This is a genomic window from Burkholderia gladioli (assembly GCF_000959725.1).
Lineage (GTDB): Bacteria > Pseudomonadota > Gammaproteobacteria > Burkholderiales > Burkholderiaceae > Burkholderia > Burkholderia gladioli.
This window is the reverse complement of the sequence record NZ_CP009322.1, coordinates 3288734-3303867: the sequence shown is the minus strand read 5'-3', so window position 1 is coordinate 3303867 and position 15134 is coordinate 3288734. Positions and strand designations below refer to the sequence as shown.

The 15134-nt window shown below is 67.5% G+C and carries 7 protein-coding genes and 1 pseudogene; 6 read left to right on the top strand and 2 right to left on the bottom strand.

Annotated features, from left to right (window positions below; translation table 11 throughout):
* The first annotated feature begins 13 nt into the window (after nucleotides 1–13).
* From BM43_RS14260 to BM43_RS38875, 4 genes and pseudogenes are all read left to right on the top strand, one after another.
* Complete coding sequence (locus tag BM43_RS14260) at nucleotides 14–1237, top strand: dienelactone hydrolase family protein (protein ID WP_036057049.1); 1224 nt, start codon at nucleotides 14–16, stop codon at nucleotides 1235–1237.
* 61 nt (nucleotides 1238–1298) lie between these two features.
* Complete coding sequence (locus BM43_RS37525; protein WP_052409104.1) at nucleotides 1299–2102, top strand: alpha/beta hydrolase; 804 nt, start codon at nucleotides 1299–1301, stop codon at nucleotides 2100–2102.
* A gap of 136 nt (nucleotides 2103–2238) precedes the next feature.
* A complete protein-coding gene (locus BM43_RS14250) occupies nucleotides 2239–3711 on the top strand; it encodes an aldehyde dehydrogenase family protein (RefSeq protein ID WP_042284150.1) in 1473 nt (490 codons plus the stop codon).
* Between the two features lie 82 nt (nucleotides 3712–3793).
* Nucleotides 3794–4165, top strand: a pseudogene (locus BM43_RS38875) (IS110 family transposase); the annotation flags it as partial.
* 70 nt (nucleotides 4166–4235) lie between these two features.
* On the opposite strand, the gene BM43_RS14245 reads toward BM43_RS38875, so the two are convergent.
* Nucleotides 4236–4412 (bottom strand): CsbD family protein, encoded by a 177-nt coding sequence (locus tag BM43_RS14245; protein WP_036055149.1) that lies wholly within the window; start codon nucleotides 4410–4412, stop codon nucleotides 4236–4238.
* 702 nt (nucleotides 4413–5114) lie between these two features.
* Between BM43_RS14245 and BM43_RS14240 the strand changes: the two genes are divergently transcribed.
* Together BM43_RS14240 and BM43_RS14235 are read left to right on the top strand one after the other, a co-directional pair.
* A complete protein-coding gene (locus BM43_RS14240) occupies nucleotides 5115–5834 on the top strand; it encodes a Crp/Fnr family transcriptional regulator (protein ID WP_036055151.1) in 720 nt (239 codons plus the stop codon).
* A 244-nt stretch (nucleotides 5835–6078) separates the two neighbouring features.
* The gene (locus tag BM43_RS14235) at nucleotides 6079–6258 is read left to right on the top strand and encodes a hypothetical protein (RefSeq protein ID WP_042284146.1); all 180 of its coding nucleotides are present in this window, start codon (nucleotides 6079–6081) and stop codon (nucleotides 6256–6258) included.
* Nucleotides 6259–6374: 116 nt separating this feature from the next.
* On the opposite strand, the gene BM43_RS14230 is transcribed toward BM43_RS14235, so the two are convergent.
* Entirely contained in the window at nucleotides 6375–15035 is an 8661-nt protein-coding gene (locus tag BM43_RS14230) for a glycoside hydrolase family 94 protein (protein WP_230676385.1), read from the bottom strand.
* Nucleotides 15036–15134 lie beyond the last annotated feature (99 nt).

Genomic DNA, 15134 nt, shown 5'->3' with positions numbered 1-15134 from the left:
GGAGTTCATCAGCATGTCGAAGCAGATCAGGATCACCGCCGACGGCGCGTCGTTCGACGCCACCGTCGCCCTGCCGGAAGCGGGCCGCGGCCCCGTCGTCGTGCTGCTGCAGGAAATCTTCGGCGTGAACGCCGAGATGCGCGAAGTGGCCGAGCTGTACGCGGCCGAAGGTTACGTGGTGGTCGCGCCGGACCTGTTCCACCAGTTCGCGCCCAACATCGAACTCGGTTACGACGACGCCGGCCACGCCCAGGCCTTCGACTACTACGCGCGTTTCGACGTCGAGCGCGCCGTGCGCGACATCCGCGCGACCGTCGAGCACGCGCGGACCATGCCGGAATCGACCGGCCAGGTCGGCGCGCTCGGCTTCTGCCTGGGCGGCAAGCTGGCCTATCTGGCGGCAGCCGAATGCGGCGTCGATTGCGCGGTCGCGTACTACGGCGTCGGCATCGAGCAGTCGCTGGCGCTGGCATCGCGCATCACCTGCCCGATCACCCTGCATTTCGGCGAGACCGACCCGCTCAATCCGCCCGAGGCGCTGTCGGCGATCCGCGCAACGCTCGGCGGCATGCCGAACGTGAGGCTGCACGTCTATCCGGGCGCGGGCCACGCCTTCAGCCGCGGCGGTCCGACCTTCGTGAAGACGGCCGCGATGCCGGCCCACACGCGCAGCCTCGAGACCTTCCGCAAGACGATTGGCCCCAACTACGATCTCGGCGCGCTCGCGGACCATCACTTCGAGCTGGAATTCGCCGCGCGCGACCCGGAAGCGACAATGCACACGATGGTGCCCGAGCCTTACGTGAACCACGTCCCGACCATGACCGGCGGCACCGGCTACCAGGAGCTGAAGCGCTTCTACACGCATCACTTCATCCACAACAATCCGGCCGACATGCGCATGACACCGATCTCGCGTGTGATCGGCGTGGATCGCATGGTCGACGAATTCATTCTCGGCTTCACGCACGATCGCGAGATCGACTGGCTGCTGCCGGGCGTGGCGCCGACCGGCAAGCGCGTCGAGATCCCGATGCTGGTGGTGGTCGCCTTCCGCGGCCCGAAGCTCTACAACGAGCACATCTACTGGGACCAGGCCAGCGTGCTCGCGCAGATCGGCCTGCTCGACCCCACCGGGCTGCCCGTCGCCGGCGTGGAAGCGGCGCGCAAGCTGCTCGACGAAACCCTGCCGTCGAACACCTTGATGGCGCGCTGGAAGGAAAGCGCCCCGCGCTGAACCGCGAGGCGAACGATCCGCTGTTCGCGCAGCCGCCCCGCCACGAATCTGGAAAACGCACATGAACCTCACGCTCGCCCAACCGCGCCGCTACGATACGCGGGGCATCGCCGTCGATCATTACCCCGCCGCCCTCGACGGGGCCACCGCGTCCCGACCCGTCATCCTGGTTCATGGCGGCTGCCAGGCCGCCTGGTGCTGGGCGCTTTACGCCCCGCTGCTCGCGCAGGCGGGCTTCGATGTGCACGCGCTGAACTGGCGCGGCCGCGGCGGCTCGGCGGCGCTCGACACGGCGGATTTCGTCTCGATGTCGATCGCCGACGTGGTCGACGATATCCGCTGCGTGGCGCTCGAACTCGAGGCCGCGCCGATCCTCGTCGGCCATTCGATGGGCGGGCTCGCCGCCCAGCTTTATGCGGCGCGATATCCCGTGCGAGCCTTGGTGGCACTGACGCCGGTGGTGCCCTCGAACGTCGGTGCCGAGCCCGTCGCGCTGCCCATCGCGGACATGGCCGCGCCCTGGGGACCACCGCCGCTCGAAGCGACGCGCGAGCTGTTCTTCCAGGGGCTCACCGATGCCGAGTGCCGCCGCTACCAGGCGATGCTGGTGCCGGAATCGCCGCGGCGGGTTCGGGAGGCCACGCAATGGAGCCTGCCGATCGAGGTCGACCAGCTCAGCGCGCCCACGCTGGTCATATCCGGCGCGCTCGACATCCTCACGCCGCCCGCCACCGGCGCGGCGCTTGCCGGGCTGTATGGCTGCGAGCACTGGCTGGAGCCGGCGCATGGCCATAACGTGCTGCTCGGCGAGGGCGCGGCCGGCATCGCCCGGCGGCTGATCGACTGGCTGCAAGGCCGCGCCTGAACCGCTCGCCGATGCCATCGCCAATGCGCTTCCGGATTCGGCCAATGCTTGCGGCAATCGGCTAGCCCGCCGAGCGGGATTGGTCGACGATCGCCGGGATCGCAGCTCATTCCCTCGTCTCGACAGGAGTCCTCCCATGAACGCCACGCCCCTGGCCGCGCGCGAAGTCCGCGAAGGCATGCTCTTCATCGACGGTCACTGGACCGCCGGTTCCGAACGCGAAGTCCGCCCCGATTTCAATCCCGCCACCGGCGAGCTCTTCGCGCAGGTCCACCAGGCCACGCGCGCCGACGCGATCCGCGCGATCGACGCCGCGCATCGCGCCAAGGACGCATGGGCGAACATGCTGGTCGGCCGCCGCGCCGAGATCCTGCTGTCCTGCGCCGACGCGCTCGCCGCCATGGCCGACGAGGTGCGCGACGTGCTGATCGAGGAGTCGGGTTCGACCTACCCGAAGGCGATGTTCGAGGTGATGAGCGGTATCGACCTGTTGCGCAGCGCGGCCGGCGACGCGCGCCACGTGTTCGGCGAAACCTTGCCGCTCAGCATGCCGGGCCAGCTCGGCATGACGATCCGCCGGCCGCTCGGCGTGATCGCCGGCATCGCGCCCTTCAACGCGCCGTTCTGGCTCGCCATGAAGAAGGTCGTGCTGGCGCTGGCGGCCGGCAATACCTTCGTGCTGAAGCCTTCGGAGGAAACGCCCGTCACCGGCTTGAAGATCGCCGAGCTGTTCGAGCGCGGCGGCCTGCCCGCCGGCGTGCTGAACGTGATCCCCGGCCCGGCCGCCGAGATCGGCGAGGTGCTGCTGTCCGATCCGCGCGTGCGCATGCTGACCTTCACCGGCTCGACGCGCGTCGGGCGCCACCTGGCGGTGGAAGCCGCCAAGCAGATGAAGAAGGTCACGCTGGAGCTGGGCGGCAAGAACCCGCTGATCGTGCTGCGCGATGCCGATCTCGACTACGCGGTGCGCGCCGCCTGCTTCGGTATCTTCTTCCACCAGGGCCAGGTATGCATGGCGAACTCGCGGATCCTGGTGGAGGCGCCGATCTACGATGCCTTCGCGGAGCGCTTCGTCGAGCGCGCGTCGAGCTATGCCGTAGGCGATCCGCGCGATCCGGCCACGGTGATCGGCCCGCTGATCCGCGGCTCGCAGTGCGGGGTGATCGATGGGCAGATCGAGGACGCGGTATCGAAAGGCGCGCGGCTGCTGCTCGGCGGCACCCACGAAGGCAATTTCTATCGGCCGACCGTGCTGGCGGACGTGACGGCGGGGATGCGCATCTACGACGAGGAAAGCTTCGGCCCGGTCACCTCGCTGATCCGCGTGGACAGCGCCGAGCACGCGCTGCAGGTCGCCAACGACACCTCGTATGGCCTGTCCTCGGGCGTGATCACCAACGATCTGCAGAAGGCCTTCGACCTCGCGCTGCGGCTGGAGGCGGGCATGGTCCATATCAACGACTGCACCGTGTCGGACGAGGCGCATGTGCCGTTCGGCGGTACCAAGATGAGCGGCGTCGGCCGCGAGGGCGGCCGTTATTCGATGGAGGAGATGACCGAGCTGAAGTGGATCACGATCCAGATGGGGCAGCGGCAGTTTCCGCTGTGAGCGAAGGGGGTACGTCGGCGGAATCCGTAGTTGTCGTGCTGTCCCACCGGCTCCCTGCATTTACCTGAATGGGAGAACGGTTATGCGAATCGCAGGGTCGGATTCTTCGTGCTCGGTGGCCAAGATCGCGTATCTCGAAGACGGTGTGCTGCATGCCGGCGGTCGTGCCGGGCTCAAACGCGACGAGTTGGAGCGCTTTGCCGAAAAATTGCATCGCACCGGTCACGTGGTGCTTGAAGCGACGAGCAACGCTGCTACCAGCGTCAACGTTCCGCGCCCACACGCGGCGCGTGTTGCGATTGCGAATCCACTACCGGTGCGGCTCATCGCGGAGGCACGCGTCAAGACAGATAAGATCGATGCGGCTGTACTGGCGCAACGATATGCGAGCCATTTTCTACCAGAAGTCGGGATGCCAGACGAGAACACGCTGGCACTTCGCCGGCAAGTCAATCCAGCGATGTCCCCTTACGGCGATCCTGCTCGCGTCGGCATGCATTCGACACGAACAGGTTCCGGGCGGATCAGTCAGGCTTCTTGACCGATTCCTTCGCGTCGCCGAGGTTTTTCCGCGCCTCGCCCACCGCCTGCTGGACATCGCCCTTAACCTCACGCTTCGGATTACTCGTGGCCTTGCCCACCGCCTCGTTGACCTTGCCCTTCACTTTCTCGGTCGTTCCCTTGAGTTGGTCCTTATTCATGATTTCTCTCCGATACTTCGATGCTGCCAGACGGATGGAATCCCGCCGTCACGGGAACGCCCGCATTCGACACAGCCACGCACGATTTGCACGCGGCTCAAGTGTTTCGCTACAGGGCGCCCTTGCCCACCATCGAGATGTCGGGCAAAAGAGATTGGACGCAAGCGGCGTCCGGTGCAGCCGATGCCGGCTTACTTACACGGGAATTGGGTGATATCGCGGCCAGCGAAGCCCGCGTCGAGGCGTGGTCCACAGATCGAATGCCACCAGAGTGCATGCGGCGAATATAAACAGGAAAAGAGGAGTCATCTGAGCGCGTCCAGGAAACTTGCAAGCAGGTTGTGCCGGAAACTTCGGGCATGGCGCAATGTCGAGGGCCGGTAGCTGCCGGCATCAAGATGCGCACCGTCTCATCTTGCCTGCCGCGATCCGACAAGTCCGTCCGATCCCGTACAAGGTTCGTGAAAGCCCGTCACTTGACCTCGCCGCGCGCCGGGAGCGCATCTTGCGGCGATGCGTTCAGCATCCTTCTTTCCGATGCTTAGTCGTATGCAACATCCACCCGACAATCGGAGACGGCAGAATCCCGCGGCTTTGCCACCCGCCAGCGCCAAGTGAGATACGATGCGTGGCTCGGATCACCGATGTCCCGGTTCGAGCGGCCCGTTCATCGTCAACCAGGCGCCAGCCCAGGAGCGACGCATGCAAGTCCTCTCACCTCTCAACCAGAACCAACTGCTGGCCGCCTTGCCAGAATCCGAGCGTGCTGGACTGATGCCCCATCTGACACTCGTGGACATGCCCCTAGGCAAGGTGCTGTACGAATCGGGTGGCCAGCTTCATCACGTTTATTTTCCGACCACCGCGATCGTTTCACTGCTGTACGTGATGGAAGACGGCTCTTCCGCGGAGATCGCCATGGTCGGCCACGAAGGCATCATCGGCGTGTCACTGTTCATGGGCGGCGAAACCACGCCGAGCCGGGCACTCGTGCAAAGCGCGGGGCAGGCCTACCGCCTGGAAGCGAGTATCCTGAAAGCCGAATTCCGGCGCGGCAACGCGATGCAGCGTCTGTTGCTGCGCTATACCCAGGCCCTGATTACGCAGATGGCCCAGACCGCCGTGTGCAATCGCCATCACTCCATCGATCAGCAACTGTGCCGCTGGCTGCTGCTCAGTCTCGATCGCCTGCCGTCGAACCGCTTGAAGATGACGCAGGAGCTGATTGCAAACACACTAGGCGTGCGCCGGTCGGGCGTCACGGAAGCAGCATTGAAACTGCAGGATGCCGGCCTGATCCGCTACAACTACGGCCATATCGAGGTGCTGGATCGGCCAGGGCTCGAGAAGCGGGTGTGCGAGTGTTATGGCGTGGTCAAGCGCGAATTCGACCGCCTATTGCCTGATCTGCATCGTTTGTAGGCATCTGTGCGCGGTAGCGTACCGACTTCACGCCGCACCGCATCCATTCTGTCAGCGGCACCGCCGACGCCGATACGGAACCCCTCACGACGCGCAGCTATCTGTTCGCGCGCGGCACCACCCCACTCGCGCCAGTCGCCCATCACGGGCGTCAGGATGCGCCACACGGCAGCGGGGCACGATCGACCGAACCAGACTCGAGGCGATCTGTCGATGCCCTGCATGCCATCCCCCAAGAGGAATCATGAAATCCTACACACCCGCCACACCGGATCAACGCGATCGGGAAACACGCCAGAAGCAGCGAGACGCCCTGACCCGTGCCGATATCGAACGGGCCGAACAGCGCGTCATCAATGACGCCGACATCGACTCCAACGCCAGCAAGTGGCGCTATTCACCGCCGGACCAGCAGAGCAAATGAACGGCGCGACTGCGATCAATCCAGCACGCGGGTCTGTCGTGCGCTCGGCCACACGACATTCGCGAGCGGCAGCGCCTCGCCCGGCGAAGGGCACTGGCGCTCGCCGAGTTACGCTCTCATGGCAGCACCGGCTGCGCGATGCCCAGACTCACGCTCACCTGGTGCCTCCGCCCGTCGTCCACCAGCCGCAGCACGCAGGCACCCGGCTCGAGCCCCACGCCGTCCACCACGATATGTGACATCCCAGTGGCGGCCGGTGCGAAATTGTCGATCACGATGTCGTAGTGCGCTGCCCCGTGGCGAAGCGTGGCGCGAAAACCCGGCCAGGATCGCGGGATGCAGGGGCGTATCGTCAGCATGTCACCCTGCTTGCAAAGCCCGAGCAGTCCCTCAAGCCCGGCCCGATACAACCATCCTGCCGAACCCGTGTACCAGGTCCAGCCGCCGCGTCCGAGATGCGGCGCGACCGAGTATATGTCGGCCGCGACCACGTAAGGCTCGACCCGGTAGCGATTCGCACCGCTGCGCGTGCGGCTGCGGTGGACCGGATTGAGCAGGGCGAACAGGCTGGCGGCACGCTCACCGTCGCCGAGGCGGGCGAAGGCGAGCACCGACCAGCTGGCCGCATGCGTGTATTGCCCGCCATTTTCCCGGATGCCGGGCGGATAGCCCCGGATATACCCCGGATCGACCGGCGCCCGGTCGAACGGCGGCGTAAACAGCAGCGCCAGCCCCTCCTCGTCGCGTATCAGCTGCGCGTCGAGTTCCGCCATCGCCTGCGCGGCACGCGCCGGATCCGCCGCGCCCGACAGCACGCTCCAGGACTGCGCGATCGAATCGATCGCACATCCGGCGGCGCCAGCCGAGCCGAGCGGCGTGCCGTCATCGAAATAGCCACGCCGATACCAAGCGCCATCCCAGCCCGCCGTCTCCAGCGCCTCGCGCACGGCGTCGGCGCGCGCATGCCAGCACCGCGCCCGCTCGTGCTCGCCGCGCGCGGCAGCCAGTGGCGCGAAAGCCTCCAGCGTCGCATACAGGAACCAGCCGAGCCAGACGCTTTCCCCGCGCCCTGCCTCGCCGACGCGGTTCATGCCGTCGTTCCAGTCGCCAGTGCCGATCAGCGGCAGGCCATGCGCGCCGAACAGCGCCAGGCTTTGCTCCAGGCCGCGCGCGCCGTGCTCGAACAGCGAGGCGGCGCTCTTCGAAATGCCGGGGGTGAAGAATGCATCGGTTTCGCCGTCCGCCAGCGGCCGACCTTCCAGGAATGGGATCGAGATATCGAGCACCGCCCGATCGCCGCTAACCTCGACATAGTGCGCGGTCGTATAGGCCAGCCACACGCGATCGTCAGAGATTCGGGTGCGCACGCCACTACCGCTTTCCGGCAGCCACCAGTGCTGCAGGTCGCCTTCGGGAAACTGACGCGCGGCGGCCCGCAGCAGATGCTCGCGCGTCAGCGCCGGGCGGGCCAGCGCCAGCGCCATGCCGTCCTGCAACTGGTCACGCAGGCCATAGGCGCCGCTGGCCTGGTAAAAGCCCGCGCGCGCCCAGATCCGACTCGATAACGTCTGGTACAGCAACCAGCGGTTCAGCATCAAGTCCATCGCGCGGTCCGGCGTCTTCACCTGGATCGTGTCGAGCGTCTCGTCCCAAAATGCCGTCACCTCGGCCAGCACCGCGTCGAGATCGGCATGCCGATACCGCGCAATCAGTTGCCGCGCCGCAGTCACGTCGCTCCCCTCGCCGAGCAGCATCACGATCTCGGCGGCCTCGCCCGGCGCCAGATCGACTTTGGTCTGCAAAGCCGCGCACGGGTCCAGGCCAGCCCCGACCCGACCCGACAGCGGCGCCACGCCGATGCTGCCGGGAAAACCGGCAGGATCACCCAGCACACCGTTGCGGCCGATGAACTCACGCCGGTCCGCCGTCCACGCGCTTTGCAGGCCGCCCAGGTCGGCGAAAGCCACCCGGCCGCGATAGGTCTGGCTCCAGTCGTTGCGCGCGAACAAGGCACCGGTGGCCGCATCGAGCTCGGTCACGATATGCGGCGCCGCCGCGCCGCGCGACGGCCCCAGCGCCCATTCCACATAGGCCGCGACCGACAGCCGGCGTGGCCGATCCGACAGGTTTCGCAAGCTCAGGCGAGAAATCTTCACGGGATCGGCAAGCGGCACGAACTGCAGCAAGTCGACGACGATCCCGGCGGCCGCATGGCTGAAGCGGCTGTAACCCTGCCCGTGGTTCGCCAGATAGGGCGCCTCGTCCGGCGTGTCGTCGTGGATCGGGCCGGCGCGCGGTCCCCAGCGCATGCCGGTCTCGTCGTCGCGCACATAGAAGGCCTCACCGGGCGGATCGGTGACCGGGTCGTTCGACCAGGGCGTCAGCGGGTGCTCACGGCTGTTCGTCACCCAGGTATGGCCGCCGCCCTCGGCCGACACCAGGAAGCCGCAGACCGGGTTCGCCACCACATTGACCCACGGCATCGGCGTGCTCTGGCCAGACTGCAGGACCACCGCGTATTCACGGCCATCGCACGCGAAACCGCCGATGCCGTTGAAATACTCGAGACCGGCGCCGGGTTGCGCGCCCGAGCTCGCCGGCAGCGCGCGCGGCTGCCACACCACGCGCGCGAGCTCCGGGCGGCTCGGCAGCAGCGCGCTGGTGAGCCGCCGCAACTGGTCCACCAGCCTGCCGTTGCGCGCGGCGAACACCGCCCGTGCGACGGCGGGGAACTGCGAGCGTGCCGCCGTCGCCATCAGGTCCGCGCGCAACACGAACACAGCGCCGCGTCCAGCCTGTTCCGGCGACGACCGGTTTCGTACCAGGCCTTCCAGCGCCGCCTGCAGGTCCTGCACATACGAGGCCGCGCGCTCGTTGATGATCACCAGGTCGAGCGCGAGCCGCTTGCTGCGCAAGTACTCGTGTGCGCGGATCAATTGCCGCACCATCGCGACGTGCTCGATGTCGTCGATCCGCACCAGCAGGATCGGCAGATCACCCGACACGCCATGCGCCCAAAGCGGCGAAGCGCCCACTCCGCCGGCCGCCGATACCGCCGCCGCGTGGCGCAGCAGCGTGGCGGAATTCGGGCGCATCAAGGGGTCGCTGTACAGCATGTATCCGGCCAGTTGCTGGAACAAGGCCGCCTCGTCGAGGCTCACCGCGCTGTGCCGCAATTGCACCTGGGCCTGGGTCCAGGCCAGCATCGCCGCGCGCGAGAAGGATTCGCCGTCCCGATGTTTGTCGATGAGGTCGAGCAGTTGTTCGCGCGAATCCGCGACCAGGGTCCAGTACGCGATGCTCACCTTCGCGCCGGGCTCGACGCGCAAGCGTCGCCGCAACGAAAACACGGCATCCAGCACGGTGCCGGCGGTGCCGGCCAGCGCGCGCGGCTCGGCCAGCGCAAGCGGCTGGCGCACGCCGCGGCCGCGACCGATGAAGCGCATGCGATCGGTCTCGAACTGTTGCGGGCCGAGCGTCTCGTCCGCACTCACCGTGAGGTGCGCGGCCCAGACCTGTGGCTCGTCGGGCGCGCGCGGGCGACGGGTGGCCAGGATCGCGCCGGCAGCAGGCAGGTACTCGGTCTCGATGAACAGTTTCGAGAACGTCGGATGCGCATGATCGGCGGCGGGCGGCGCCAGCACGATCTCGGCGTAGGAGGTAAGTTCGACCACGCGAGCCTGGGCACCCGTATTGACCAGGGAGACGCGCCGCACCTCCGCGTCGTCCTCGGCCGACACCACGACCTCGAGCGTGGTGGTCAGGCTGCCGTCGCGGCGCACGAACTCCGCGCGATCCTCCGTGAAACTCACTTCGTAGCTGTCCGGTACCACTCCCGTGGGTTGCCAGCCCGCCGACCAGACCACGCCGCTGTCGAGGTCGCGCAGATAGAGGTAACTCCCCCAGTCGTCGCGCGTGGCATCCTCGTGCCAGCGCGTGATGGCCATATCGTCGCGGCGGCTGTAGCCCGAACCCGCGGCCGTCAGCATCACCGCGTAGCGGCCGTTGGACAGCAGGTGCGTGACGGGCGTAGGATCGTCGGCCGATTGCACGCGTCGCACCACGGTGCGAGCGCTGCCGCGAACCCGGCCTTCGAAGCTCGCATCGACGCGCGGACGCGCGGACGCGACGCGGCCCGGCACGCGCTCCTGCAGCAACAGCTCGGTGGCGCGGACCGCCGGCTCGGCATGGAAGAACGCGCGGATGCGACCGCCCAGCAAGACATTGGCGATCGACACGATCGACATGCCCTGGTGATGCGCCATGAACGCGCGCACCACGACCAGCGGCAGCCCTTCCGGCACCCGAGCGGGCGTGTAGTCGAGCGCTTCATAGAAACCATAGCGTCCACCCGCGCCTGCCGCGCGCAGCCGTTCGAGATTGCACGCGGCTGCGTGCGGCGCGACCATCGCCGCAAGCGCGCTGGCATAGGGTGCGACCACCAGATGCCGGGCCAGGTCGCGCTTGAGTCCCAGTTCCGGTACACCGAAGCTCGAGTACTGGTAGGTCAACTCGATATCGCGCGCGTTGTAGGCGGACTCGGACATGCCCCATGGCAGGCTCAGGTCGTCGCCGTAGGCAATCTGACGGCGCACCACCAGTTGATTGGTGCGGGCCATCAGGCTGCTGGCCGGCGCCCGCATCACCAGCGACGGCATCAAGTACTCGAACATCGAGCCCGACCACGAGATCAGCGCCGCGCCATGCCCGACCGGCCTGGCCAAGCGCCCAAGCCGGAACCAATGGCGAACCGGCACGTCGCCCTTGGCGATCGCCACGAAACTCGCCAGCCGGGCCTCGGACGCGAGCAGATCGTAATTGCCGGGATCGAGCCGCCCGTCGGCCACCGCGAAGCCGATCGACAGCAGCTTGCGCACCGGATCGAGCAGGAAACCGAACTCCATCGCATAGGCCATCCGCAACGCGACATCGGTCAGCGCGTGCAGGCGAGCGTCGAGCCCGGCAGCTTGCTCCGGCGTGCGCGCCGCGTCCCGACCGTGGCCCTGCACGGCCAGCTCAAGCGCGCGGGCCCAGAACAGCACGTCGTCCACTTGATCGCGACCAGCCCACTGCGCCTCGTCCGTCAGCGCGCGCGCGACGTCCGCGACGGCAGCAACCAGCATCAGGATCTCGGACCAGGCCGGCGTGGCGCGCGCGCGCGGCGCCGCCGTGCCCGCCTCCCCGCCCTCCGGCGCGCCGGCCAGCACCAGGGCGAGCGCCAATTCATTGGCAACCTGCTCGAATTCTCCGCGCAGGATGCCACGGGCCTCGCCGCCCCGGCCCAACGCCTCGCGCAGCAGTGCGAGCGTATCGCCGATCCCCTCGCAGATCGCCTCGCGTCCCGCGCCGTGCACCTGATTCGCCCACGCGCGGCAGGCATTGCCGAGCGCGATCAGGTGGCCGGCGAGATTGCCGCTGTCCACGCTCGATACATACCTCGGCTCGAGCGGCTGCAGATCCCGCGTGTCATACCAGTTGTAGAAATGACCGCGATAGCGCGCCAGCCGCTCCATGGTCCCCAGCGTCGCCTCCAGCCGCGAGACCGCATCCTCGGTGCCAAGCCAGCCGAACTCGCGCGCGCTGACGGTGGACAGCAGGTACAGGCCTAGATTGGTCGGCGAGGTGCGATGCGCGATGACGGGATTCGGCTCCTCCTGGAAATTGTCGGGCGGCAGCATTTGGTCGCCGGCCGTCACGAAGCGCTCGAAGTAGCGCCAGGTGCGCCGCGCATCGAGCCGCAACTGACGCGCGTCGACGGGGGACACGGCCAGATCGCCGGCCGACCTCGGCGCCCGGCTCAGCCAGTATGCAATCGCCGGCGCCGCGAGCCACGCCGACGCGAAGGGCAGTACCAGCCAGCCGGCGGGGCGATCGAAGCGCCAGCCAGCCGCCAGCACCGCGGCCGCGCCGAGCAGCGACAACATCACGCCGCCGCGCATCTGCAGGTAGGTGGACGCCAGCCTTGGCCGCGCGCGCGCGGCCGCCTCGGCCGCCGTGGCCCATTCGAGCAGATGGCGTCGGCTGACCCCCACGCGGAACAGGGTCCGCACGATCGCATCGCCCATCGACCAGGCCTTCTGCGGCAACATCACGAGCGACAGGCCGAAGCTCAGGCCGGCGAAGCACCACTGCACTGCCCAGCCATGGAACAGGCTGAGCCTGGTCATCTTGACATGCTCGCGACGCCAGCTCGGCAGCAGCGCGCACAGGGCGGGCAACAACAGGGGCAGCGCGATCGTCGCCAGCACGAACGCGCTCCACACCAGCGCGGCGCGCGGCGACGGCAGCAGCCAGCCGGCCAGCAGCGCGAACAGCCAGGCGGGCTCGGTCAGCGTGCGACGCAGGTTGTCCAGCATCTTCCAGCGGCCGACAGCCGGCAGGGGTCCATGGCCGAATACCAGCCACGGCAACAGTTGCCAGTCACCGCGTGCCCAGCGGTGCAGGCGCGCGGCGGCGACATCGTAGCGCGACGGCGCGGCCTCCACTACCTCGATGTCCGAGGCCAGCCCAGCCCGCGCGAAGATGCCCTCGAACAGGTCGTGGCTGAGCACCGTGTTGTCGGGCACGCGGCCGGCTAGCGCGGCCTCGAACGCGTCGACGTCGTAGATGCCTTTGCCGGCGTACGAACCTTCGTCGAACAGATCCTGATAGAGATCCGATACGGCCGACGTGTAGGGATCGATACCATGCGCGCCCGAGGATACGCGCTGGAACAGCGATCCCTCCTCACCGCTCGCCAGCGAGGCGCTCACCCGCGGTTGCAGCACGCCATAACCCTCGACGATGCGCTGGCCGGCAGGATCAAATACTGGACGGTTGAGCGGATGCGCCATCTTGCCGATCAGGCGGCGCACGGTGTCGCGCAGCAGCCGCGTATCGGCGTCGAGCGTGATTACGTAGCGCACATCGGACGGCACGCTGGGCGGCCGGCCGTGCGAAGCCAGAAAGGAAGTATCGGGCGCACCACGCAGCAGGCGGTTCAGTTCGTGGAGCTTGCCGCGCTTGCGCTCCCAACCCATCCAGCATCGCTCGCTTTCGTTCCAGACGCGCTCGCGATGCAGCAGCAGGAAGCGAGCCGGCTCGCCCTCGGCCACGGGGTAGCGCCGGTTCAAGCGATCGATGCCCGCCATCGCGTCGGCCAGCAGTGCCTCGTCGCACTCGAGGCGAGGCACCGGCGCATCCACCCAGTCGGACAGCAAGGCGAAATAGAGCGCGCCCGCGGGGCTCGCGAGATGGTGGATCTCCAGACGCTCGATCTGCTCGGCGAGCGCTGCTTCCGAACTCAGCAGCATCGGCACGGCAACCATCGTGCGCAAGGCCGGCGGGATACCATCGAGCAAATCGAGTCCCGGCAGCGGGCTAGTGCCGATGTCGTGCATCACCCCGCGATTGACCAGTGCCACCGCCACATCGAGCACCGGTAGCAAGCCGGCCACGCCAAGCCCGACCAGCCAGGGGCCGGGCACTTTCTCGCGTGCCAACCAAACCAGGATCGCCGCCAGCAGGGTCGCGACAAGCAAGCCGATGCGGCCGAGATATCCGGCCAGGCCGGTGCGCCGCGTCAGGCGCCGCCACCACTGGGCAAGCGGCGCGCGATAACCGATCGATACTTCGAGCGCGGCGCGGCCGCCGGCCAGCAGGTGATAGCCGGGATCGGCCTCGCGGACCGGCGCATCCTCGGCATCCGGCGCCCGGCCGGCGCCGCACGCCTGCGCATCGGCAACGACCCGACGAGCGATCTCCAGTTCGCTGACCCGTGAACCACGGGACAGCGCCTCGACCGCGTCCCGATAGCGGTTGCGGGTCGGGAAATCCATCAGCGAGAAGCCCGGATGCCGACGCAACGCCTGGTCGACCGGGCTGATCTGTTCGAATAGCTCGGTCCAATCGACCTCGGAGATCAGGCGCAGGCTGGTTATGATGTTGCGCACGGTCAGGTTGGCCGCGCCCTGTTCGTGGTTGACGGCGGACACGATTCGGTCCGGCGTCGTGCCGCGCAGCGCCAGTTGCCGGTGCAGCCACGACAGCACGGGCGCGATGGCCGGGTCGTGATCGTGCAAGCGCTGAATCAACTGCACCGCGAAGGCGTCGCGCGATACCGCATATTCGTGGCGCACCATCAGCGGGCCGGCCGCTTCACGCGCCTTCCCGCCCTCGCCGAGCAGACGGTCGGCCAGCGCATTGGCATCGAGCCGTGCCTGTCGTTCGTCGGTGATCTGGTCCGCGAGCCGTCGCAGGTTCTCGATCAGCACGATCCGCAGCGTGATCCCCACCGCCCATAGCTCGCCGATCGTCAGTGGCGCCACGGCCTGATAGGCCAGCATGAAGCGGCACAGCACCTCAGGATCGAAACGACTGTCGGTATGGGCGACAAAGGCCCAGCTGATGCCGAGCACGCGCGGATAACCTGGGAACGGCCCATCGTCGAGTTTGGGCAACTGGCGATAATAGCGCGGGGAAAGATCCTCACGAACCTGGCGCACTTGTTCCGCGATCAGATGGTAGTTGTCGAGCAGCCACTCCGCGGCAGGCATGATCTGCTCGCCGAGTGCATCCGACACCACGGTGTTGCGATAGGCCTTCAGCAGGTGATCTGCGTTGTGCTTCAGGCGCCGGACCAGGGATGGCCCGAATGTCTGACGGGGCGCCACCGTTTGCGCGTGCGCGAGGCTCGCCGCATGCTGCGCCAGCCGCTCATCGCCGAAGAACTCCTCGCGAATCGGCTGGATATTGTTCCAGGGGGAACGCTTGCCTCGCGCAAAATGACCTATCAACACGATTTCTCCTTGAGCGCGACTCTCCGTTGCACATGGCGCGGCCACCGCGCGGGCAGCGAACGGCTGGAACACACCTCGAGCGGTGGCGACCCGATAGCC

Excerpts from the sequence above, each read along its gene's own strand:
- BM43_RS14235 (WP_042284146.1), top strand. The coding sequence starts at position 6,079 with ATGAAATCCTACACACCCGCCACACCGGATCAACGCGATCGGGAAACA.
- BM43_RS14245 (WP_036055149.1), bottom strand. The coding sequence starts at position 4,412 with ATGAATAAGGACCAACTCAAGGGAACGACCGAGAAAGTGAAGGGCAAG.
- BM43_RS14240 (WP_036055151.1), top strand. The coding sequence starts at position 5,115 with ATGCAAGTCCTCTCACCTCTCAACCAGAACCAACTGCTGGCCGCCTTG.
- BM43_RS37525 (WP_052409104.1), top strand. The coding sequence starts at position 1,299 with ATGAACCTCACGCTCGCCCAACCGCGCCGCTACGATACGCGGGGCATC.
- BM43_RS14250 (WP_042284150.1), top strand. The coding sequence starts at position 2,239 with ATGAACGCCACGCCCCTGGCCGCGCGCGAAGTCCGCGAAGGCATGCTC.
- BM43_RS14260 (WP_036057049.1), top strand. The coding sequence starts at position 14 with ATGTCGAAGCAGATCAGGATCACCGCCGACGGCGCGTCGTTCGACGCC.